General features: G+C 58.0%; 22 protein-coding genes and 1 pseudogene. 12 read left to right on the top strand and 11 right to left on the bottom strand.

From position 1 onward, the window contains the following. Positions 1-93 precede the first annotated feature (93 nt). Positions 94-861, top strand: coding sequence for a methyl-accepting chemotaxis protein (locus tag ACZ9BE_RS17590; protein WP_408005036.1), 768 nt, complete (start codon positions 94-96; stop codon positions 859-861). A gap of 324 nt (positions 862-1,185) precedes the next feature. On the opposite strand, the gene ACZ9BE_RS17585 is transcribed toward ACZ9BE_RS17590, so the two are convergent. Continuing rightward, positions 1,186-1,491, bottom strand: a complete 306-nt coding sequence (locus ACZ9BE_RS17585) for a PepSY domain-containing protein (protein ID WP_030142484.1) — start codon at positions 1,489-1,491, stop codon at positions 1,186-1,188. Positions 1,492-1,647: 156 nt separating this feature from the next. Then, positions 1,648-2,775, bottom strand: a complete 1,128-nt coding sequence (locus ACZ9BE_RS17580; RefSeq protein WP_315435888.1) for a glycerophosphodiester phosphodiesterase — start codon at positions 2,773-2,775, stop codon at positions 1,648-1,650. A 220-nt stretch (positions 2,776-2,995) separates the two neighbouring features. Between ACZ9BE_RS17580 and ACZ9BE_RS17575 the strand changes: the two genes are divergently transcribed. After that, entirely contained in the window at positions 2,996-3,322 is a 327-nt protein-coding gene (locus ACZ9BE_RS17575; RefSeq protein WP_095181510.1) for a DUF2025 family protein, read from the top strand. A gap of 108 nt (positions 3,323-3,430) precedes the next feature. Here ACZ9BE_RS17575 and ACZ9BE_RS17570 read toward each other — a convergent pair whose 3' ends face one another. The 3 genes from ACZ9BE_RS17570 to ACZ9BE_RS17560 all read right to left on the bottom strand — a co-directional run bounded on the left by ACZ9BE_RS17570 (position 3,431) and on the right by ACZ9BE_RS17560 (position 6,227). Further along, a complete protein-coding gene (locus ACZ9BE_RS17570; protein WP_041479221.1) occupies positions 3,431-3,952 on the bottom strand; it encodes a DUF1003 domain-containing protein in 522 nt (173 codons plus the stop codon). Between the two features lie 114 nt (positions 3,953-4,066). Beyond that, positions 4,067-5,386, bottom strand: a complete 1,320-nt coding sequence (locus tag ACZ9BE_RS17565; protein WP_056788027.1) for a methyl-accepting chemotaxis protein — start codon at positions 5,384-5,386, stop codon at positions 4,067-4,069. Positions 5,387-5,618: 232 nt separating this feature from the next. Continuing rightward, on the bottom strand, positions 5,619-6,227 hold the full coding sequence (locus tag ACZ9BE_RS17560; RefSeq protein WP_122602118.1) for a TetR/AcrR family transcriptional regulator: 609 nt from the start codon (positions 6,225-6,227) through the stop codon (positions 5,619-5,621). A 210-nt stretch (positions 6,228-6,437) separates the two neighbouring features. Here ACZ9BE_RS17560 and ACZ9BE_RS17555 point away from each other — a divergent pair, with 210 nt between their 5' ends. Continuing rightward, complete coding sequence (locus tag ACZ9BE_RS17555) at positions 6,438-7,493, top strand: MBL fold metallo-hydrolase (RefSeq protein ID WP_150637533.1); 1,056 nt, start codon at positions 6,438-6,440, stop codon at positions 7,491-7,493. A 37-nt stretch (positions 7,494-7,530) separates the two neighbouring features. Here ACZ9BE_RS17555 and ACZ9BE_RS17550 read toward each other — a convergent pair whose 3' ends face one another. Both ACZ9BE_RS17550 and ACZ9BE_RS17545 read right to left on the bottom strand, forming a co-directional pair. Then, on the bottom strand, positions 7,531-7,848 hold the full coding sequence (locus ACZ9BE_RS17550) for a helix-turn-helix domain-containing protein (RefSeq protein ID WP_056788034.1): 318 nt from the start codon (positions 7,846-7,848) through the stop codon (positions 7,531-7,533). Positions 7,849-7,941: 93 nt separating this feature from the next. Continuing rightward, positions 7,942-8,709: an AraC family transcriptional regulator gene (locus ACZ9BE_RS17545; RefSeq protein ID WP_476249744.1), complete on the bottom strand. Its 768-nt coding sequence runs from the start codon at positions 8,707-8,709 to the stop codon at positions 7,942-7,944. 112 nt (positions 8,710-8,821) lie between these two features. Between ACZ9BE_RS17545 and ACZ9BE_RS17540 the strand changes: the two genes are divergently transcribed. The 4 genes and pseudogenes from ACZ9BE_RS17540 (at position 8,822) to ACZ9BE_RS17525 (ending at position 11,641) form a co-directional block, all read left to right on the top strand. After that, positions 8,822-9,637 (top strand): sulfite exporter TauE/SafE family protein, encoded by an 816-nt coding sequence (locus tag ACZ9BE_RS17540; RefSeq protein WP_476249743.1) that lies wholly within the window; start codon positions 8,822-8,824, stop codon positions 9,635-9,637. Positions 9,638-9,714: 77 nt separating this feature from the next. Beyond that, a pseudogene (locus tag ACZ9BE_RS17535) lies at positions 9,715-10,435 on the top strand (DUF6933 domain-containing protein). Between the two features lie 66 nt (positions 10,436-10,501). After that, on the top strand, positions 10,502-10,984 hold the full coding sequence (locus ACZ9BE_RS17530) for a hypothetical protein (RefSeq protein WP_476249742.1): 483 nt from the start codon (positions 10,502-10,504) through the stop codon (positions 10,982-10,984). 120 nt (positions 10,985-11,104) lie between these two features. Continuing rightward, entirely contained in the window at positions 11,105-11,641 is a 537-nt protein-coding gene (locus ACZ9BE_RS17525; protein ID WP_476249741.1) for a hypothetical protein, read from the top strand. 3 nt (positions 11,642-11,644) lie between these two features. On the opposite strand, the gene ACZ9BE_RS17520 is transcribed toward ACZ9BE_RS17525, so the two are convergent. The 4 genes from ACZ9BE_RS17520 to ACZ9BE_RS17505 all read right to left on the bottom strand — a co-directional run bounded on the left by ACZ9BE_RS17520 (position 11,645) and on the right by ACZ9BE_RS17505 (position 15,883). Beyond that, a complete protein-coding gene (locus tag ACZ9BE_RS17520) occupies positions 11,645-12,631 on the bottom strand; it encodes a hypothetical protein (RefSeq protein ID WP_476249740.1) in 987 nt (328 codons plus the stop codon). A 250-nt stretch (positions 12,632-12,881) separates the two neighbouring features. Continuing rightward, positions 12,882-13,595: an HNH endonuclease gene (locus tag ACZ9BE_RS17515; protein WP_150637540.1), complete on the bottom strand. Its 714-nt coding sequence runs from the start codon at positions 13,593-13,595 to the stop codon at positions 12,882-12,884. 226 nt (positions 13,596-13,821) lie between these two features. Further along, positions 13,822-15,072, bottom strand: coding sequence for a ribonucleotide-diphosphate reductase subunit beta (locus ACZ9BE_RS17510; RefSeq protein WP_039757978.1), 1,251 nt, complete (start codon positions 15,070-15,072; stop codon positions 13,822-13,824). Positions 15,073-15,622: 550 nt separating this feature from the next. Then, on the bottom strand, positions 15,623-15,883 hold the full coding sequence (locus ACZ9BE_RS17505; RefSeq protein WP_024014021.1) for a DUF2790 domain-containing protein: 261 nt from the start codon (positions 15,881-15,883) through the stop codon (positions 15,623-15,625). A gap of 423 nt (positions 15,884-16,306) precedes the next feature. On the opposite strand from ACZ9BE_RS17505, the gene acs reads away from it, so the two are divergent. From acs to ACZ9BE_RS17480, 5 genes are all read left to right on the top strand, one after another. Further along, entirely contained in the window at positions 16,307-18,262 is a 1,956-nt protein-coding gene (gene acs / locus ACZ9BE_RS17500) for an acetate--CoA ligase (RefSeq protein ID WP_016773581.1), read from the top strand. 694 nt (positions 18,263-18,956) lie between these two features. Next, positions 18,957-19,730 (top strand): ABC transporter substrate-binding protein, encoded by a 774-nt coding sequence (locus tag ACZ9BE_RS17495; RefSeq protein WP_041479236.1) that lies wholly within the window; start codon positions 18,957-18,959, stop codon positions 19,728-19,730. Between the two features lie 91 nt (positions 19,731-19,821). Further along, positions 19,822-20,511, top strand: coding sequence for an ABC transporter permease (locus ACZ9BE_RS17490; protein ID WP_016773583.1), 690 nt, complete (start codon positions 19,822-19,824; stop codon positions 20,509-20,511). Further along, positions 20,508-21,206: an ABC transporter permease gene (locus ACZ9BE_RS17485; protein WP_122507650.1), complete on the top strand. Its 699-nt coding sequence runs from the start codon at positions 20,508-20,510 to the stop codon at positions 21,204-21,206. The genes ACZ9BE_RS17490 and ACZ9BE_RS17485 overlap by 4 nt, the downstream gene beginning before the upstream one ends. Before the next feature lies 1 nt (position 21,207). Continuing rightward, complete coding sequence (locus ACZ9BE_RS17480; protein ID WP_217852952.1) at positions 21,208-22,320, top strand: succinylglutamate desuccinylase/aspartoacylase family protein; 1,113 nt, start codon at positions 21,208-21,210, stop codon at positions 22,318-22,320. Positions 22,321-22,342 lie beyond the last annotated feature (22 nt).

The raw sequence follows: 22,342 nt of genomic DNA, 5'->3' as shown, positions 1-22,342 counted from the left end.
CGCGATTTTCTGGCGGACACCTTCACTCGCTTGCAACGCAGCGCCGGTGATCTGGACAGCGCCAGCGGCGAGTTGAACGCCATTGCCACGACCATGGCCGGCGGCACCAGCGAGCAATTCAACCGCACTGATCAAGTGGCCACGGCGATGAACGAAATGTCCGCCACGGCCCAGGAAGTCGCCCGTCACGCCGCCGATGCCGCACGTGCTGCCGACGATGCCGATCAGTCGGCGCAGCAGGGTGAAAAGGTCATGCAAACCACCATTCACTCGATCACGCAGATGCGCGGCGAAATCGCCAACACCGCCACGGTGATCCGTCGCCTGGAAACCGACAGCGGTCGTATCGGCAAGGTGCTGGAAGTGATTCGTGGCATCGCCGAACAGACCAATCTGCTGGCGCTCAACGCAGCCATCGAAGCGGCGCGGGCGGGTGAGGCCGGGCGTGGTTTTGCCGTCGTCGCCGATGAGGTGCGCAACCTCGCTCAGCGCACGGCGGAGTCGATCATCGAGATCAACCAGATCATTCAGAACGTGCAGACCGGCGCTGTCGATGCCGCGCAGGCTATCGAGAGCGGCCAGGCGCGCAGTGATGAAAGTGTCGAGCAAGTCACCCAGGCCGGCGCGATGCTGGAGCGCATCACCTTGGCGGTGGAGGCGATTCGCGACATGAACCGTCAGATCGCCACAGCGGCAGAAGAGCAGACGTCGGTGGCCGAGGATATCTCGCGCAACCTCACTGAAATCACCGCGATTGCCAGCACCAACCTGGACAACGTGCAGCGCACCGAAAGTGCCAGTCAGAATTTGCATGGGTTGTCGGGGCAGTTGAATGAGGTGACGGCGCGGCTCAGTGCTTGATTTTGGGTGGTGGTTTGTCAGCCCCTCACCCTAACCCTCTCCCGGAGGGAGAGGGGACTGACCGTGTTGATTGTTCGAGATTCGCCGACCTGAAATGCCGAGGCGTACTCAGGCTGGTAGTCGTTTGTGATGGCTTTTTAATTTTGAGGCGAACTCAGGCTCCGAAATTTCCCCGATCTGCTCCCTTTCCCCCTCGCCCCCTTGGGGGAGAGGGCTGGGGTGAGGGGGATCGAGTTCACAGACCACACAAAGTTTGCGCCCCAATCCGCAACCACAAAAAAGCCGCACGATCGTTAAATCGTGCGGCTCTTCAACAGTGGTCTATCAAGTGTCTTGCTTGTTGCTCAGCACTTTACCGGTGGTGGCATCAAAGTCCACGTCGAACTCTTTGCCGTCAGCAGTTTTAAGTTCAACTTCATACTCATAACCATTGAAGTGGTTATCCAGGTCGGTGTCGGTAATCGTTGCGCCCGGGTGCAGTTTCAGTGCTTCGGCGTTCATCGATTCCAGCGACTTGATTTTGCCGTCCTTGACCAGTTGCGGGATCTGGTCGATGCGAACATCAGCCTGAGCCAGGCCAGCGGTGAGGGTCAGGGCAGCGGCGGTAAACAGGGCAGTCAAAGTTTTCATCGGTTCATTCCTTGGCAGTGCGTTGAAGTGGTTGATCTGTGTAAGTGGGTTCAGATTAACCAGCGCAACTTAATTCACCCTTAAATCTCTGCTCCGCGATAAAACTGCTCTTTGCGGGAGCGAGCCTGATCGTGAAGCAGGCGACTCGATAACAAGTCAGAAACCGTTCTTCTTCAAAACATCGTCAATGCTGCCAGCCGCCGGACGCTTATAAAACTTCAACAATTCACTGGCGCGGTTGGTAAAGATGCCGTCGACACCCGCCGCCATGACTTTCTCGTAGTCCAACGCCTCGTCGACCGTATAAACATGCACCAGCATGCCCTGATCGTGGGTGTACTGATTCATCCATGGCTGCACCAGGTCGGAGTAACTCTGATCACCACCATGAGTCAGCTTCGCCGAAGGGCCGGTGCCGATCGCGCCCTGGGCCTTGGCGTAATCGACCCATTGCTTGAATTCCGCTTCGGATTTTGGCTCCTGCTTGCCGTAGAAAACGTTTTTGTCTTTCTCGCCGGACGCGGCAAACGTCACCGCAGATTTAGGCTCGATGCTGCCTTCGCCGACCCACAACAGCAGGATCTTCGGCACTTGCGGCATTTCCTTTTCCAGCAATTGCAGGCTGTTCTTATCGAAGGTCTGCAGGATCACCTTGCCTTTGCCCTGACCGACGCCCAGCGCACTTTTCGCCAGTTTCGAACCGGCAGGACTGAGCCAGCCGCGATCCTGCAGTTTTTCCTTCAGGTCATGTTCGATGCCGGGAAACAGCTGCGGCTCTTTGGTTTCGATGTACAGGCCCGGCTTGTGCTGCGGGTTGGCGCGGGCGATGTCGATGATTTCATCGAGGGTAAGAATTTTCAGTCCGGCGTAGGAAGGTCGCGCGCGATCCGGGTATTTAGTGTTGAACCAGCTGCCGGCATCGAGGGTTTTCAGTTCGGCCATGGTGAACGCGGTGGCCGGGCTGTCCTTGCGCTCGGGGAATTTGCTGGCGACGTCGGTGGTGCGTTGCAGGTTGTCGTCGTGCAGGGCGAAGAGCACGCCGTCCTTGCTGCGCTGCAAATCCATTTCCAGGTAATCGGCGCCGAGGTCACGGGCCAGTTTGTAGGCCGCAGCGGTGGATTCCGGGGCATCGAACGACGCGCCACGGTGGGCGATCACCGCAGGATGCGGAATGCCATGGGCGGCAGCGATTGCCTTGGGCTCGGGGTGGCTGGCGGCATGCGCCTGACCGAGGCCGAACAACAGACTCAGCACCAGAGCGCTTCGGGTAAAAGTGGCAGGCATGGTCGAGTTCCTTTCGCAGGTTTTTTTCGAGACGTACCTTTTAACAATTGACGCGCCGCAGGGCTATCGCCAGACCGACATAAAGCGAGCAAAACGGAAATTTCCTGCACTTTTGTGGCGCTGTTTGCAGTACGCTTGCCCACGGCATATGCCCCGGCAGAGGGCGCGCCGCTACATTGCCCTGCGTGTAAACCATCGATCATCTTTCGTGAGGTTTACCATGCGCATCACCTCCCAACTCATCTGCCAGGCCGCCGACGATCTCAAAGGCTTCGTCGGCCTCAATCGCAAGACCGGCCAATACATCGTGCGCTTCAGCGAAGATTCGTTCGGCATGGACGTGGCCGACGACGGCATCATCCCGGCCAGTGAATTCGTCTGGGCACCGCTGTCGGACACCACCATGACGCTCAAGCGCGAGTTGATTCAGTTGCTGCTCGATCAACACATCGACGACCGCATCAACATCACCGAGCCGTTGCGGGTTTACATGAGCAAGGTTGAAGTGCCGGAGATTGTTGCGGTGCGGAGTCTGGTGCGCGGTTGAAGTTTTGCTGTGTGGTTGCGGGCCTCTTCGCGAGCAGGCTTGCTCCCACAGGGATATCGTGAACGCCACAGATCCAATGTGGGAGCGAGCCTGCTCGCGAAGGCGATCTTAGTTCTGGCACACGTGAGCGTGCAATTCGCTGGTCAGTCCTTCGATGCGCTCGGTGAGGGTTTTCGTCATTTCGGTAAGGCGGGTGTTTTGTTCCAGCAATGCCAGCAATTGCGCGGAATTCTTCGCCGCCTCTGCCTGACGTTCGGTATTGGCCAATGCCAGAGCTTCGCGGTGCTGCGCATCGGCGTCGGCCTGCGCTTTGTCGCGCGCGGCCTGACGGGTTTGTGCAAGCAGGATCAATGGCGCGGCGTAGGCCGCCTGCAGGCTGAAGGCCAGGTTCAGCAGGATGAACGGGTAAACGTCGAATTGAGTCACGCCCCATACGTTGAGGCCGATCCATACCGCAACGATCAAGGTTTGCGCTCCAAGGAACAGCGGCGTGCCGAAGAACCGCGCAAAGGCTTCGGCGCGGAGGGCGAAGGCGTCGTTGCCGAAGGTCGTATTCAGGTGGGCGTGGGGGCGGTGAAAGCGCAGGTGATCGATCGGGGCGTTGGATACTTCGGGTTTTTCGTTATTCATGGGGCACTCGGCGGGGCTTGGGACGTGTCGTCACTATAGCTCTGCGTTGTGGCTGCCGACCTTCGCGGGCTGCCCACGAAGGTCGCGACTCGTTCTATCGACCCTGCACAAACCTCAATTCGGCACCCGCTCATTGGCAAACATGCTCACCGCATCCACCGCCTCACTGGCTCCGTCGCGAATCTGCAGAATCACCGTGCCGGCCTGATTGGCCAATTCCACGCCTTCTGCGGCGCGGTCGCGGGTGCCTTGCATGCTTTTGATCGCTTGCCGCGTTTCACTCTGGATCAGACTGATCATGTTCGAGATCTCGGCAGTAGAGCCGCTGGTGCGCGCTGCCAGTTGCCGCACTTCATCGGCGACCACGGCAAAGCCGCGACCCTGTTCACCGGCGCGTGCCGCCTCGATGGCCGCGTTGAGGGCGAGCAGATTAGTCTGATCGGCGATCGCGCGGATGGTGTTGACGATGGCGGTGATCTGCTCGGAGCGGTCGCCCAGTTGTGCAATCAACGTCGAAGATTGGCTGATGTCCTCGGCGATTTCGCGCATTTCGCTGGCAGCCTGCTGAATCACTTGCGTGCCTTGCTCGGCGACTTTTCGCGTTGCTACCGAGATGTGGTAAGCGGTGCTGGCACTGCGCGCGTCCTGCTCGTGCTGCTCGACACGGGCGGTGACGTCAGACGCGAACTTCACGACTTTGTACAAGCGCCCCGAAGCGTCGTACACCGGGTTGTAATTGGCCTCCAGCCAGACGATCTGACCGCGCTTATCCACGCGCTCGAACTGCCCGTGGAAGAACTCGCCCTGATTCAGGCGGCGCCAGAAATCCTGATAGGCGCCGCTGTTGACCAGCGCCGGCGTGCAGAACAGGCGGTGATGCTGGCCCTTGAGCTCTGCGAGGCTGTAACCCATGCGCGTGAGAAAATTCTGGTTGGCGGTAAGAATATTGCCGTCGAGATCGAACTCGATCACCGCCATCGCGCGATCGATCGCCTGCAGCTTGGCGTTGGCCTCGTTCTCCTGCTGCACCTTGGCGGTGACATCCATCGCGTACTTGACCACTTTGATCACCCGTCCCGACGCATCCTTGATCGGGTTGTAACTGGCCTCCAGCCAGATCGGCTGGCCTTTGCTGTCGACCCGTTCAAAAGTGCCGGACTGGAACTGACCGTTTTTCAGGCGCGACCACAACTCGGTGTATTGGGCACTGCGCCCGAACTCAGGTGTGCAGAAATGCCGGTGCGGCTGACCAATCGCTTGGGCAGCCGTGTAACCCATGGTCTTGAGGAAATTGTCATTGGCACGCAACACCACGCCATCAAGATCGAACTCGATCACCGCCATCGAACGGTTGATCGCTTCGAGCATCGCGGCCTGGTCAAAAACGGTGTGTTGCAGTTCAGCGAGGGCGGCTTTCTGGCGATTGAAAAACATGCTTGCGGTACTCGGGAAGTGGGGAAAATCAAAAGAATTCAGTCCCTATTCCTGCGCCGGCAAACCGAAATGCACAGGCGGCATTCGGTGGTGACTGCTCAATGCCAACGTTCCGTTACTGGCAGATGGCTACTTATACAAAACTTAATAAAGTTGTACAAGAAAGGAATTTTTCGCGAGTTTGTATAACTTTTTACGAAATTAGTTGTACACGGCTCGACGAGCCGGTGATTCACCGCTGATACAGTGCCAGGAACATCTCCAGCGCCGACTCGGCAACTGCATTCTGCGCGTCTGGATCAAGGGCCGCGCGACCCAGCGAGATCTGCGGCCAGAACGCGAATGCCTTGAGCAAACCTTGTACTTGATGCGCGGCAAATTCTGGATCGACCGGTTTGAGCCGTCCGTCGGCTTGCGCCGCGCGTATCCAGACAGTCAGTCCTTCCTCGCGCTCGCCCATGCGCTCGATCATGTTCTGCGCACGTTCAGGGGAGTGAATGGTTGCGGCAATCGCCACCCGGGCGAGGGTGAGAAAATTCTCGTCGGCCATCATCTGCACTTTTTCTCGCAGCATCTGGCGCAGTTGTTCGTGCAGTGGTTGCTCGCGGTTGTAGCTCACCGATGGCTCGGCAATGATCCGTGCCCACAACTGATTCAGGATCTCGGCGAACAGCTCTTCCTTGCTCGGGAAGTGGTTGTACACCGTCCGCTTCGACACGCCGGCCGTAGCTGCGATCTTGTCCATGCTGGTGATTTCGAAACCGTGGGCACGGAATTCGGCGATCGCCGCCTGGATGATGGCTTCGCGTTTGCGGTCAGTGAGGCGTTGTGGCGCGGTCATGAGCGGGCTTCGGCAGAGTGGAATGAAATTACACTCGGCAGTTTACTTGGCGCCGGCTTTGATGCAACCTAGAAACTACACCGCTCAGTGTAATGTTGCGTTAATCCTCGCACCTTACAAACCAGAGCGTTTGGCCTTTGCGTGCAGCTTGGCCATTTTCATTTCCCGTGGAATACCGTGCAGCACACGGTTTTTCGGAGTCGTTCAGTCATGGCCAATCCAGTCTCTCTCCCGGATAACACTCCCACGCCTGAAGCCTCTCGACAGGATCAAGGGCTGTTTCGCAATCATGCGCCGGTGCAGCGCGAAGGGCTACGCAAAATGCTGCGGATCATGTGGAACATGATTTTCCACAAACCGCGCAACACCCGTCCGACCGCCGCCATCCCTGTGCAGCCGCTGACCCGTGAAGATCTGCTCGCAGCGCCCAATCACAGCGTTTACCGCTTGGGGCACTCGACGCTGTTGCTGAAGATGCGCGACAAATTCTGGATCACCGACCCGGTCTTCGCCGAGCGCGCCTCGCCGGTGCAATGGGCGGGTCCGAAACGTTTTCATCAGCCACCGATCAGCATCGACGAACTGCCGCCGATCGAAGCGGTGATCCTCTCGCACAACCATTACGACCATCTCGACTACGAAGCGGTACTCAAACTCGCCGCCAAAACCACTTACTTCCTGACTCCGCTGGGCGTGGGCGACACCCTGATCAAATGGGGCATCGACGCCAGCAAGGTGCGCCAGTACGACTGGTGGCAGGGCACCGAGATCGCCGGTATCCGCTTCGTCGCCACCCCATCGCAGCACTTCTCCGGCCGTGGCCTGTTCGACGGTAACAGCACGCTGTGGGCGTCGTGGGTGATGATCGACGCCGACACACGAATCTTCTTCAGCGGCGACAGCGGTTACTTCGACGGCTTCAAACGCATCGGCGAACAATACGGCCCGTTCGACCTGACCCTGATGGAAACCGGCGCCTACAACGTCGAATGGCCCCACGTGCACATGCAACCGGAAGAAACCCTGCAAGCCCACATCGACCTCAAGGGCCGCTGGCTCTTCCCGATCCACAACGGCACCTTCGACCTGGCCATGCACGCCTGGCACGAACCCTTCGACCGCATCCTCGCCCTCGCGTGGGAACGCAGTATTGCGATTACCACACCGCGAATGGGGGAGGCGTTCAACATTGCGCATCCACAACGGGGGAGTGCGTGGTGGATGGCGGTTGAAGAGGAGAGTGATGCGGTGGTACAGAACGCATGAATCCGTTCAGTTGGTGAGGGGCGTCCCCCTCGCCAGCTTAATCAGCCATCGCAAAATCCCCACGCCCCACCGATTCCCCTGCCATACCCTGCGCCCTGACACTGCGCCCCGGTGCGAACCCCGGAAAGAACACCAACCCCTGCGCTTCAAACCGATAAGCCAGTGCCAGTCTCGCGGCGTCCGCCACGTCCTGCTGCGCTTCGAACCGCTGGATATCTGCCACCGCCACCTCGGCCTCGCGCGACAGTTGTTCAACGCTCCAGCCCAGCATGGCGCGGGCCTGGACGCAGTGGGTCGGGGTGAACTGGAAAAGGGCAATGCGTTCGAGGACGTGGTTCATCGCAAGAGAGGCCATGGTGTGCTCCGGGCTCAAAAGTGCTGATTGAAAATGTACTGTGTTTTTGTACAGTTGTTTTCGGCCGGGATCAAATGCATTTTTCGAGTTTGCCTAGTTCTTCGGCTCCAACCAGACGGACGGTGCCTGTCCCAGCACTCGCCGAAACATCGTCGAAAACGCCGCCGGGCTCTCGTAGCCGAAGTCCAGGGCAATCCGCGTCACCGCTTCCCCCGCCGCCAACCGTGCCAACGCCTGCACGACGCACGCCTGCTGGCGCCACTGACGAAAGCTGAGCCCGGTCTGCTGCCGAAACAATCTGTTAAAGGTACGCAAGCTTATGTGTAACTGGTCGGCCCAATCCTGCGGCGATTGATGGGTATTGGGCATGTTCAGAAAGGTCTGACACAGACTGAGGAGCTTTCCTTCGGCGGGCATGGGAATGTGTAGGGCAAGTGGCGCGCTGCGTGCCAGTTCATGCAACAGCAAGTTGATCAGCACACCGTCGCGTCCGGCCTGGTCGTACATCGGTGGCACGTCCACCGCTTCCATCAGCAAATGCCGCAGCAGCGGCGACACATTGAGCACTTGGCAGTCCGGCCCCAATTCCACGTTGCCCGGTTCGATGTAAAGGCTGCGCGTGCTCACCCCGAGCATCAACACCTCATGGGCCACGCCCGGCGGAATCCACACCGCGCGCTGCGGCGGCACCACCCAGTTACCGTTCCGGGTGCTGACCTGCATCACGCCGGTGGCGCCGTAGAGCAATTGCCCACGGCGATGCGTATGAAACGGGAGTAGGTGGCCGTGGGGATAATCGGTACCGATGGCCACGACCGGGCGAGGCGTGTCATCAAGCTGATTGATCGAAATATTGCGCATCAGGCGAGTTCCAGCGATTGGCGTAAACGCGAACATTATTGGCCCAACTACTGAAGCCGGCCAGTGCATCACGCTCTAATGTCCTGGGCTCCCCCGATCCTGGACGCCCACCATGTTCTACCTCCTGCTTACGCTGTTCGGTTGCCTCACCGGCATCAGCGCCGTGCTCTTCGGTTTCGGCGGCGGCTTCGTCATCGTGCCGCTGCTCTATCGCATGCTCACCGCCAGCCACGCAGCCGACGACCCCATCGCGCAATCGGCCATGCACATCGCCGTGGCCACCTCGACCTGCGTGATGATCGTCAACGCCCTGATCGCCACACGCAAACACCAACGCGCGGGCAATCTGCTCCGGGACTACCTCTGGCCATTGGGCGGGTTTATCGGCGTGGGCGCGGTCGTCGGCGCCATCGCTGCGATGTGGGTCAACGGCCAAGTCATCCGCTACGCCTTCATCGCCTACCTGGGCGTGACCATCGTCGATTGCCTGCTGCGCCGCGGATTTCTCACCCAGTCCCAAACCACATTCCCACGGCGACTGACCTCAACAGAAACATCCGCCGGCGGCGTAGGCATCGGCGCCATCGCGACGTTTCTCGGTGTAGGAGGAAGCGTCATGACCGTGCCGCTGCTACGCCGTTGCGGGCTGAGCATGTCGCAAGCGACCTCCATGGCCAACCCGCTCAGCTTGCCGGTAGCGCTGGCCGGCACACTGACGTACATGGCGCTGGCCGGGTTCACTGAGTCTGATCTGGGAGTTTGGTATATCGGGTATGTCGATGTGCTGGCGTTTGCGCTGCTGACGGTTGGTTCGTTGCTGGGGATCAGATTGGCTGCGCGGTGGATAGGGCGGATACCGGATCGGCTGCATGCCTGGATCTATATTGGTTTGCTGATCGTGGTGCTGCTGAGCATTTCGCTCAAATGAATCGTTGATTGGCGCAGGCGAAAGAAATCAGAATCAGCGGCAGAGCGTTGTCCTCCAGTCTTCAGCAGAGAACCACGATGTTGATCTTCAATTGCACCGAAGCCGCCAGTAAGTTTTTCAGCCGTGTCCATAAAGGCAAAACGATCACGCCGGTGGACACCAAACCGCCGTCATCAGTTATTGAGGATGATGAGCTGAACGGCGCGGACGAACAGTGGTTGGTTCATGCGATCACTGTGCAGCGCAAACATGCGTTGTTGGTCCTGCACATCAAAACCCGCCTATTGCGTGATCCTGGCCGATGCCAAAAAGGCCGATGATCACGAGTTCGTTCTGCGCTTCACCGAGCGTTGGGTGAATGGCCTGATGATCAATGCCCAAAACCATGGCCTCGGACAATGGCTAGACCCCGAGGTGATGTTGGCGCGGATGCAACAGACTTGTGAGCACCAGCGATTCTATCGGCGCGGCCATCGCAGCGCGCAAAAACACATTGATGAAATTGCCTGGTGTTTTCGAGACAAGGTCGCTGGAACGGGTTGCTTACCACCCAATGAAGTCACGGCGATGGTTTTCGACGAACAAATGAACGACACGCCAAGAAACAGCAAGGGAGCCAAGTCCTACTACTTCCCGGACGAGGAAATGACGCTTCACTGGCTGCGCCATTATTGCTTTCTCGATGATGTCCAGCTGCATGCTGCGAAAGAGCGTCGGCATCAAGTCGCGCGGGAAATAGCGGAGATGGAGCGCAAGGCTTTTATGGAAAAGTATGAGAGGCAGGATTCGAGGAATTGAGTCTGGCCCGTCACCACCTGCGACGCTTTTTTACGAGCAACGGCTCGCTCAATCAAGGATGAAACGATGCATCTTGGACTGTTGCGTATCAACTTGGCTTTAGCACTTGTAGCTTTATGTCTCTCACCGCGCGTCTGGGCCGAAGACAGTAGGCAAGTCTTCACCGGCACCTTGGGTAAAGCCGCAATTGTTGTTGAGCTCGACGCGCGCTACAACGAAGGACGTTATTTTTACCGAAAATACCGAACCGACCTTGCGCTGGAAACTAGTAAAGAGGGCGACGCGTTGGTGATGCTGGAAGGCGCTGCAATGGACGGTGACTCGCGCCCGACCTTGCGCTTGCTGCCCACACTCAGCGGTTGGAGCGGCGAATGGAAGGCCCCTTCCGGAAAAACGCTAAAAGTGGATTTACAACCCGCCAGGCTTCCTGATGTTCCAGCAGATGCAGCGCCTTATCTGGCGCAACTGCATGACACACAGCCCTACGAATACCTGCGGCTTCAGGGTTTGCTGTTGAAGAAAGGCAAGACCGAAACCTTCATGGGCTAAACCCTGCAATGGTGGAGCGAGCCGAAGTCGGGGGCTTCGCTGTTTGAAGTGGTATCGGGTTACGCCCCGGCAGCGCAGGAACGCATCAATCAATATTTGAGGGCGCGGTTATGGAGCGAAGTGTCGCAGTATTACGGTTGTTCGGGGAGTTACAGGCAATCCGCGCAGCCGCTGTGGATGTCGTCTTCAGTCATGAGCGTGCGAGTTTCCACCGAGTATTATTGCGGCGGTGCGTATCCTGATCAAAATAATGAATCGCTGAACTTCGATACGCGGACTGGGCAACTGTTGAGCCTTGAAGATGTGCTGTGGGTGGGCCAGGGCGAGCCGCTGCATCGTGAAGAATTACCTGACGCATTTTCGGAGGAAAACTCCAATTACCGCGCCAAAGAACTCGCCCCTTGGCTCGTCGAACAATTGTCGAAGCGTTACCCTACCGAAATGACCGTTGTCGCTGAGGGCGAAAATGATTGCGGCTATGACGAGCCAGAGCCCTGGCAATTTCCTACGTGGCAGTTTGGAGAAAAAGGCGTCACCTTTTTTCCGTCCTATCCGCATGTCATGGCAGTTTGCGGATACGTCGAATGGGGCGTTCTACCCTACGGTCTGCTCAAGCAGCATCCGGGTGCCGTGAAACTGCAACTTCCCGAAAGCTAACTCTCATTCCAACCCCGGCGCTTCACGAATAATGAAGTGATCCAAGTTCTCGATATTGGCATTGAAGACCTCGAAAGGCTTTTCGGGGTTTTTCTTGCCGGGCACCTGCTTCAACTCCGGCGTTACGCCATAGAAGAAACAGAACAACGCCTTGTCGCTATCCACCGCGTGCTTGATCTCTTCCAGAAACGCCTTGCGCTTGCGGTAGTTGTCGATCAGCTTCTTGTTCAGATAAACGCTGACCGGATACGGCTTTTTCTTGTTGTCTTCGGGCTTCTTGAACCAGACCTTGTCCTCGAAATCGATACGAAAACTGGCACTGTGGAAGTCCTCGATCTTCTTGATCCGCCCCCAGTAGATCAGCCCCTTGTTGTCCGTCAGATATTCGATCTTCTTGAAGAACGAACTGTACGGCGCCGTATGCTCACCAATCTTCAACGGCATGCGCTTGAGCAACTCCTTGTCGGCGAAGTTCGAAACAAAACACTCCACCGGATGCGCAAACACACTGGTCTTATCCGGCGCCGACTCACGACCCGCCGACTCTTTACCACTGTCCGCCGCCACCCGAACCGGATCATCCCGCAACACATCCGCCGCCCCCGCTGGCGCGACAGGCTTGCGCACATACTCACGCCGGGTCAGTAACAACTCCGATGGGAAGTGTTCCTCACGCCCGTCATCCACCTCGCCATCCGCCGTCTCAACGCCAGACGCCGACGCCTTCAAACTCACATACGGACAACCCGCCACATGCTGCGTCGTGGGCAGATTCTTGAAGTGCGGCGTGCGCACGTAATTCACATTCTTCACGTTGAACGTGCCCAACTCGTTGGACGCCTCGAACGCCGAACGACACGCATCGTTGGGGCACTGGAAGTGTTCCTTCGCGGAGTCGAAGGCCACCGTCTCATCGAAATTGAGATCGCGAACGTCATAGATCGACAACTTGTCGTCGAGGCTGAGGCAATAGGCGAGATCGAATTTCATGGTGGGGCTCGGATCCTTGAGTGGGGGAGGGGTATTAATAGCGGGAGGCGGCGCGGGTTGCACTGATTGTTTTCAGGATGATGCGGGATTTGTGGGAGGCAGCCCGCTGGCGATTTGTGGCATCAACCTAATCTCGAATCCAGACACCGACCCAGCAGCAACACATTGAATTGTGGTGAGGGGATTTATCCCCGTTGGGCAGCGAAGCTGCCCCAAATCCAGCAAATGAGGTTAGCCAGACAAACTGCAATTATTCCTTTTCGAGTCTTCCAACGTTGTCATACAGCCAAGCAGTGAAAGCCTCTCTGTCGTCCGAATGATGGCAACGTTGGTGACAGTTGGGACACAACGCCACAACATTCGTCTCAAGGTCCGAACCCTTTTGCGACATGTGCTTAACGTGATGCACTTCTAAAAACGGTTTCCCATTTTTTTCAAATGGCGCTGCTTTGCCACAACCCTCGCACTTTCCATTGGCTTGCTGACGAACCCAGCCCCTCAATTCAGGATCGCGAAAGTAAACCTTTCTAGTGGAAGTCGTTTGGATTGGTGTTTTTATCCCTTTGGGGACGTAATCAAATTGCTTTTGCTCAAATTTAGCCGCGCGTTGCTCGAGCAATGCTTCGTCCGCCGTTGGATTGGAATCTTCAAGTGTCAGAACGGTAGAAGCATCAAGTGCCTTACGGATGCTGCTCGCTACATTCGCGCCAACATTCTTGGCAGGTTTATAGCCTTCAATACGCTTTCTATCCATCTCGACCAACACGGTAGAAATGTTCTGCATCCGGAACTCGACAGAGCCTTTAGTCCGACCGGCTAACGGGCCTTCGCGCAGGATGCGATTCTCCTCAGTCTTGACGAATTTCTGGCCGCTCTGCTCGCGTACAAGCATCTTCAGATAGGCATCGACTGCCGCCTGAATCTCGACCTCACTCCAATCGCTATTACTTTTTTCCGTGTCCATAAAATCGCCGAGGGTTGAAAACCCTCGGACGATACTGAGTGGCCATCACTGCTGTCTAGGAAATTTCCTACAGGGAAAAGCGACTGATCCTGCCAAATCCTACCAATGCATCGTTAACCTAATTACCGCTTATCGCCCATAAAAAAGCCCCGATAAAATCGGGGCTTTTTGCTTTCTCGACTTGTCGACTCAGGCAGCAATCGTCAAATCGCACCAAGCGACACTATTAGTCCCAGCTCAGAGCACCACCAGTTTGGTATTCGATCACGCGAGTCTCAAAGAAATTCTTCTCTTTCTTCAAGTCCATGATCTCGCTCATCCAAGGGAACGGGTTGGTGGTCCCTGGGTACTCTTCTTTCAAACCAATCTGCGACAAACGACGGTTAGCGATGAACTTCAGGTAGTCCTCCATCATCGCCGCGTTCATGCCCAGTACGCCGCGAGGCATGGTGTCACGGGCGTATTCGATTTCCAGCTGCGTGCCCTGCAGGATCATCTGGGTCGCTTCTTCCTTCATTTCGGCATCCCACAGGTGTGGGTTTTCGATTTTGATCTGGTTGATCACGTCGATGCCGAAGTTCAGGTGCATGGATTCGTCGCGCAGGATGTATTGGAACTGCTCGGCGACGCCGGTCATTTTGTTGCGGCGGCCCATGGACAGAATCTGCGTGAAGCCGCAGTAGAAGAAGATGCCTTCCAGAACGCAGTAGTAGGCGATCAGGTTGCGCAGCAACTCTTTGTCGGTGTCCGGGGTGCCGGTTTCGAACTTCGGATCGGAGATCGAACGGGTGTATTTCAGGCCCCAGGCGGCTTTTTTCGCGACCGATGGGATCTCGTGGTACATGTTGAAGATTTCGCCTTCATCCATGGCCAGCGATTCGATGCAGTACTGGTAGGCGTGGGTGTGGATCGCCTCTTCGAAGGCCTGGCGCAGGATGTACTGGCGGCATTCCGGGTTGGTGATCAGGCGGTACACGGCCAGGACCAGGTTGTTGGCAACCAGGGAGTCGGCGGTGGAGAAGAAGCCGAGGTTGCGCATGACGATGCGGCGCTCGTCGTCGGTCAGGCCTTCCGGGTTTTTCCAGAGGGCGATGTCGGCGGTCATGTTGACTTCTTGCGGCATCCAGTGGTTTGCGCAACCGTCCAGATACTTCTGCCAGGCCCAGTCGTACTTGAAAGGTACTAGTTGGTTGAGGTCGGCGCGGCAGTTGATCATGCGCTTTTCGTCAACGGCGACACGGGCGGAGGCGCCTTCGAGTTCGGCGAGGCCTTCGGCGACGTCGAGGGAGTTCAGTGCAGCCTTGGCGCGGGCCACGGCGGCCGAGTCGTCGGCGGTGACGGCGCGGGCTTCCAGCGCTGCGGCGCCGCCGGCGTTGTCGAGGCGGTCCATGTTGGCTTCGCTTGCGTGGCCGGCGTTGGCGCCTTTCACGGTTGCGACTTCACTGTCTTCTTTATCGAATTCGTCCCAGCTCAGCATGACGTGTCGTCTCCTGCATGAGGGCTTGTGCCCGTGTGAAACCTGATGGGTTGGTTTTTCACACGGCCAAACAAGCCGCGTTGGATGTCGTTTTTTGCAGCGCTGCACGCAGGCAAATAAACAGAAATTTTGACGGGTTCCGAGAGCCTCTGATGGGCGCAATCAGCGTCTGGCACTGTTGCGGGGCTTCAGAATGGCTTTTGCTCCCTGTAAGGGAATATTGCTGACCCGTATAGGGCGGCATTATAGGGAAATTTTTACCGGCGTGGTGCGGCGAATCGGCTCATGGCGAGGCCGAGGAGGGGGTGGATTTCGGTCCGACCGAGGGATTACAGGGCTTTGCGCGGAATCGACCCGAGCAGATTTTTTTTCGTTAATTTTTTGGCAGGTGGTTTTTTGTTTAAAAAATAGCCAGAAAAGTGGGTTTTTCACTATATCTAGTGTTTTGCAAGCCTTTTTCGCGGCTCCAGACACAACTGAGCCCGACCGAAGCCGGGCTGGAATCGACCCTCAATGTGGCGTTGAGCGATCCGATTCGGTGCAGTCTGATTCAGTTCGTGCAGCCGTTGCCCATGATGCTGTAGCGCAGGATGTGGCGTTGGCCTTTGGAGTCGTCGTATTCCATTTTTGCCGGTACTACTTCGCAGACATTCGGAACGTCGCTCATCGATACAACTTTGGCGATGTCCAGATGCGTGGAGTAAGTGTATTCCTCGATGACCGGTTGTTGCTGTGCGACATCAGTCGGGACCTCATCTGCCATGGCGGTTGCGCACAGACTGCTGAGGGCCAGAACCAATAAAGCTTTCATTTCTAATTCACCTTTTTGAGGTCGAGTGGGGTCACGCAACCTTTTTAGGGTTGCGTGTGGAGCTTGAGTAGTTGATGCGTTACTTGGAGCGCTGGATTAACGGCCTTCGTGGGGGCTGTAACGTTGTTAATCGCGGTTGCCTTGTTGGCGAGGTGAATTTTAGGGTGGTGGGATGCAGGTAAACAGGGGCGGTTTTGATAAACACTTTTGATAGATTTGGTAACAATCGATTGAGGTCTTGGTGTCTGGCCGGATGGGGTTTGCCTGAAGGACTGCGTTGACTGCATCGCTGGCAAGCCAGCTCCCACATGGAATGCGGACATTTTGTAGGGGCTTGTTACTACCATCGTCGAATGGTTCTATGGGGCCCACCCGGCTACAACAGGGTCATACAAAAACAACTATTACACCGAGGTAGGAAAGATGAGTGCGGCTTCTCTGTATCCCGTTCGTCCCGAGGTTCTGGCAAACACGCTGACTGACGAGGCGACCTACAAAGCCATGTACCAGCAGTCGGTCGTCAACCCTGACGGCTTCTGGCGCGAGCAAGCCAAGCGTCTGGACTGGATCAAGCCCTTCACCACGGTGAAACAGACCTCGTTCGACGATCACCATGTCGACATCAAGTGGTTTGCCGACGGCACCCTGAACGTTTCCTACAACTGCCTCGACCGCCATTTGGCCGAGCGCGGCGATCAAGTCGCGATCATCTGGGAAGGCGACGATCCTTCCGAAAGCCGCAACATCACCTACCGCGAACTGCATGAGCAAGTGTGCAAACTGGCCAACGCCCTGCGTGGTCAGGACGTGCACCGTGGCGATGTGGTGACCATTTACATGCCGATGATTCCCGAAGCCGTGGTCGCCATGCTGGCCTGCACCCGGATCGGCGCGATTCACTCGGTGGTGTTCGGCGGTTTCTCGCCGGAAGCCCTGGCCGGTCGCATCATCGATTGCCGTTCGAAAGTGGTGATCACCGCTGACGAGGGTATTCGTGCCGGCAAGAAGATTTCCCTCAAGGCCAACGTCGACGACGCCCTGACCAACCCGGAAACCAGCAGCATCCAGAAAGTCATCGTGTGCAAGCGCACCGGTGGCGACATCAAGTGGAACCAGCATCGCGACATCTGGTACGAAGACCTGATGAAGGTCGCGGGCACCGTTTGCGCGCCGAAAGAGATGGGCGCTGAAGAGGCGCTGTTCATCCTTTATACCTCCGGCTCTACCGGCAAGCCGAAGGGCGTGCAGCACACCACCGGCGGTTATCTGCTCTATGCGGCAATGACCCACGAGCGCGTGTTCGACTACCGTCCGGGCGAAATCTACTGGTGCACCGCCGACGTCGGCTGGGTCACCGGCCACAGTTACATCGTCTACGGCCCGCTGGCCAATGGCGCGACCACCGTGCTGTTCGAAGGTGTGCCGAACTACCCGGACATCACCCGGGTGGCGAAGATCATCGACAAGCACAAGGTCAACATCCTCTACACCGCGCCGACCGCGATCCGCGCGATGATGGCTTCGGGTCAGGCGGCGGTTGAAGGCGCCGATGGCAGCAGCCTGCGTCTGCTCGGTTCGGTGGGCGAGCCGATCAACCCGGAAGCCTGGGACTGGTACTACAAGAATGTCGGCAAGTCGCGTTGCCCGATCGTCGATACCTGGTGGCAGACCGAAACCGGCGGCAACATGATGAGCCCGCTGCCGGGTGCTCACGCGCTGAAGCCGGGTTCGGCGGCGCGTCCGTTCTTCGGTGTGGTGCCGGCGCTGGTCGACAACCTCGGCAACATCATTGAGGGCGAGGCTGAAGGCAATCTGGTGATTCTCGATTCGTGGCCAGGCCAGGCGCGTACGCTGTACGGCGATCATGATCGTTTCGTCGATACCTACTTCAAGACCTTCCGTGGCATGTACTTCACCGGTGACGGCGCGCGTCGCGATGCCGACGGTTACTACTGGATCACCGGGCGCGTAGACGACGTGCTCAACGTCTCCGGCCACCGCATGGGCACCGCCGAAATCGAAAGCGCGATGGTCGCGCATCCGAAGGTTGCCGAAGCTGCGGTGGTGGGTGTGCCGCATGACATCAAGGGGCAGGGCATCTATGTCTATGTGACCTTGAAGAACGGCGAGGAGCCGACCGAGCAGTTGCGCCTTGAGCTGAAGAACTGGGTGCGCAAGGAGATCGGCCCGATCGCTTCGCCGGACGTGATCCAGTGGGCGCCGGGGCTGCCGAAGACCCGTTCGGGCAAGATCATGCGCCGCATCCTGCGCAAGATCGCCACGGCGGAATACGACGGGCTGGGCGATATCTCGACCCTGGCGGATCCGGGTGTGGTGCAGCATTTGATTGATACGCACAAGACCATGAATGTTGCTTAAGCGTTAGAAGCATAGGAGCCCTGTCCGGTGATGCCGGATGGGGCTTTTTTGTGTCTGGTGGATTTGTGTCGATCGGGCTGGCCTCTTCGCGAGCAGGCTCGCTCCCACAAGGAAACGGGCGCATTTCAAATGTGGGAGCGAGCCTGCTCGCGAAGGCGATCTGTCAGACACCGCAGTAGTCAGCTGTAGGAAACCGCAACACCCCAACCAATAATTATCGATCTGCACCGTCAGACCTTTCCCGCTGTTACCCGCCACAACCCAATGTGTAACCGCCCGCGCCAAACCGGGGCGAAGGGAAACGCGGCGCCCCGTTTTAGAGCCTCACAACCTGCGCTAAAAAATAAGACATAACGCTGCGCTTGCCGGATTAGAAGGGTTTACGAATAATAGGCCCGCAACTTGCAATATGTATCGGTTCACTGTCTTTTGCTCTTGCATGAAATTGCAGGGCTGTCAATGAGCTCAAACCGCTTTCTCGGTGCATCTGTAATTAGTTGTCGCATTGAAGAAATATCGGCTTCGGGCCTGTCGTTAGAATGCCGATCACTCGCTCATCGTGGCTGACGTTGAAATCGCCTGCGGTTCCAATGGGAAATTTCCTCCGATGCGCAACCGATTTCCGATTCACCCATTCGCATATTGGGCTGTCGCTCACTCTGCCGTTTTTGCCCTTTACCGATGGAGTCCCAAGATGAAGAAACTTGTGCTGCTTGGCGCCCTGGCACTGTCCGTGCTGTCGATGAATGCCTTCGCTGACGAAAAACCGCTGAAGATCGGCATCGAAGCGGCTTACCCTCCATTCGCTTCGAAAGCACCGGACGGCAGCATCGTCGGTTTCGACTACGACATCGGCAACGCGCTGTGCGAAGAGATGAAGGTCAAGTGCGTGTGGGTCGAGCAAGAGTTCGACGGTCTGATCCCGGCTCTCAAAGTGCGCAAGATCGACGCGATCCTGTCGTCGATGTCGATCACCGAAGATCGCAAGAAGTCGGTCGACTTCACCAACAAGTACTACAACACCCCGGCGCGTCTGGTCATGAAGGCCGGCACTCAGGTCAGCGAGGGTCTGGCTGAGCTGAAAGGCAAGAACATCGGCGTACAGCGTGGCTCGATCCACGAGCGTTTCGCCCGCGAAGTTCTGGCCCCATTGGGCGCCGAGATCAAGCCGTACGGCTCGCAGAACGAAATCTACCTCGACGTGGCTGCCGGTCGCCTCGACGGTACCGTGGCTGACGCCACCCTGCTGGACGACGGTTTCCTGAAAACCGACGCCGGCAAAGGCTTCGCATTCGTTGGCCCGGCCTTCACCGACGTCAAATACTTCGGCGACGGCGTAGGTATCGCAGTGCGCAAGGGCGACGCCCTGAAAGACAAGATCAACACTGCCATCGCGGCCATCCGCGAAAACGGCAAATACAAAGCAATCCAGGACAAGTACTTCGCCTTCGACATCTACGGCAAGTAAGACGTCTCTGCGACAAGTCCGAAATGGCGCAAGCAACAGAATCTCTGCGGTTTGCGCCATTTTTTCATCCCAACTTTCGAGGACCTGAATCATGTTGAAAGGCTACGGGGCTGTCATCCTCGATGGCGCATGGCTGACGCTTCAGCTCGCCTTGTCGTCCATGGCTCTGGCCATCGTTCTCGGGCTGATCGGTGTCGCGTTGCGCCTGTCGCCGGTGCGCTGGCTGGCGTGGCTGGGCGATCTGTATTCGACGGTGATCCGCGGCATTCCCGACCTGGTGCTGATCCTGCTGATCTTCTACGGCGGTCAGGACTTGCTCAACCGCGTCGCGCCGATGCTCGGCTATGACGACTACATCGACCTGAACCCGCTGGCCGCCGGTATCGGCACCCTCGGTTTCATCTTCGGTGCGTACCTCTCGGAAACCTTCCGTGGTGCGTTCATGGCGATCCCTAAGGGCCAGGCCGAAGCGGGCATGGCCTACGGCATGAGCAGTTTTCAGGTGTTCTTCCGGGTGATGGTGCCGCAGATGATTCGTCTGGCGATTCCCGGCTTCACCAACAACTGGCTGGTACTGACCAAGGCCACCGCGCTGATTTCCGTGGTCGGTCTGCAAGACATGATGTTCAAGGCCAAGCAGGCGGCGGATGCCACGCGCGAGCCTTTCACCTTCTTCCTCGCAGTGGCGGCGATGTACCTGGTGATCACCAGTGTTTCGTTGCTGGCATTGCGTCACCTTGAGAAGCGCTACTCGGTAGGCGTAAGGGCGGCTGATCTATGATCTTCGACTACAACGTCATCTGGGAGGCACTGCCGCTGTACTTCGGCGGCCTGCTGACCACCCTCAAACTGCTCGCGCTGTCGCTGTTCTTCGGCTTGCTCGCGGCGTTGCCGCTGGGGCTGATGCGCGTCTCGAAAAACCCGTTCGTCAACGGCGCCGCGTGGCTGTACACCTACGTGATTCGCGGCACGCCGATGCTGGTGCAGCTGTTCCTGATCTACTACGGTCTGGCCCAGTTCGAAGCGGTGCGCGAAAGCTTCCTGTGGCCGTGGCTGTCCAGCGCAACGTTCTGCGCCTGCTTGGCTTTTGCCGTCAACACCAGCGCCTACACCGCGGAAATCATTGCCGGCAGCCTCAAGGCCACGCCGAACGGTGAGATCGAAGCGGCCAAGGCCATGGGCATGTCGCGCTTCAAGCTGTACAAGCGCATCCTGCTGCCGTCGGCCCTGCGCCGGGCGCTGCCGCAGTACAGCAACGAAGTGATCATGATGCTGCAGACCACCAGTCTGGCGTCGATCGTGACCCTGATCGACATCACTGGCGCGGCACGTACCGTCAACGCGCAGTTCTACCTGCCGTTCGAGGCGTACATCACCGCTGGCGTGTTCTACCTGTGCCTGACCTTCATTCTGGTCAAGCTGTTCAAACTGGCCGAGCGTCGCTGGTTGAGCTACCTCGCGCCACGGAAGCACTGATATGCAACGCATCGACCACGTATTGCCGTGGAGCCACCTGGGCAGCGAGCGCAAGGTTTCGGTTTTCCGTTTTGGTAGCGGCGAGCGCAAGGCCTACATCCAGGCCAGCCTGCACGCCGATGAACTGCCGGGCATGCGCACCGCCTGGGAGCTGAAAAAGCGCCTCGGCGAACTCGAAGCCCAAGGCTTGCTCAACGGCGTGATCGAGCTGGTGCCGGTGGCCAATCCGATCGGCCTCGGGCAATTGCTGCAAGGCAATTTCCAGGGCCGTTTCGAGGCGGGCAGCGGCAAGAATTTCAATCGTGATTTCGTCGAGCTCAGCGCGCCGGTCGCGGCGGCACTGGGCGACAAGCTCGGTGATGATCCCCATGCCAACGTGCGCCTGATCCGCCAGGCAATGGCCGACCACTTGGCCGGCTTGCCTGAAGCGAGCAGCCAGTTGCAGGGCATGCAGCGTGTGCTGCTCAGCCACGCCTGCACCGCCGATGTGGTGCTGGACCTGCACTGCGATGCCGAAGCCGCGCTGCACATGTATGCGCTGCCGCAGCACTGGCCGCAGTGGCGTTCGCTGTCGGCACACCTGAACGTCAAGGTAGGTTTGCTCGCGGAAGATTCCGGCGGCAGCTCCTTCGATGAAGCCTGCTCGTTGCCATGGCTGCGCCTGTCGCGGCAGTTCCCCGAGGCGCAGATTCCGCTGGCGTGTCTGGCGACGACGATCGAGCTGGGCGGGCAGGCCGACACCGGCCGCGTCGAAGCCGAGGCTTATGCTGAAGGCATTCTGGCGTTCCTTGCCGAGCAAGGTCTGATCACCGGCGAGTGGCCGGACCCGGCCTTCGAACCGTGCGAAGGCATGCCCTTCGAAGGCACCGAATTGTTGTTCGCACCGCACCCCGGTGTGGTGAGTTTTTCCCGCAGGCCTGGCGAATGGGTCGAGGCGGGCGATGAGATTTTTCAAGTGATCGACCCTGTGTCCGATCGGGTCAGCACGGTATGTGCTGGTACGTCCGGGGTGCTGTTTGCCATTGAACGGCTGCGCTATGCCCAACCCGGTTTCTGGCTGGCCAAGGTGGCGGGGCGCGAAGCGCTGCGTCACGGGCGCTTGCTCAACGACTGACTGACTGTTTTTGTGAGAACCG

This window comes from Pseudomonas sp. TE9122 (assembly GCF_056278925.1).
The sequence above is the reverse complement of the archived record's forward strand: the minus strand, read 5'-3'. Positions and strand labels throughout refer to the sequence as shown.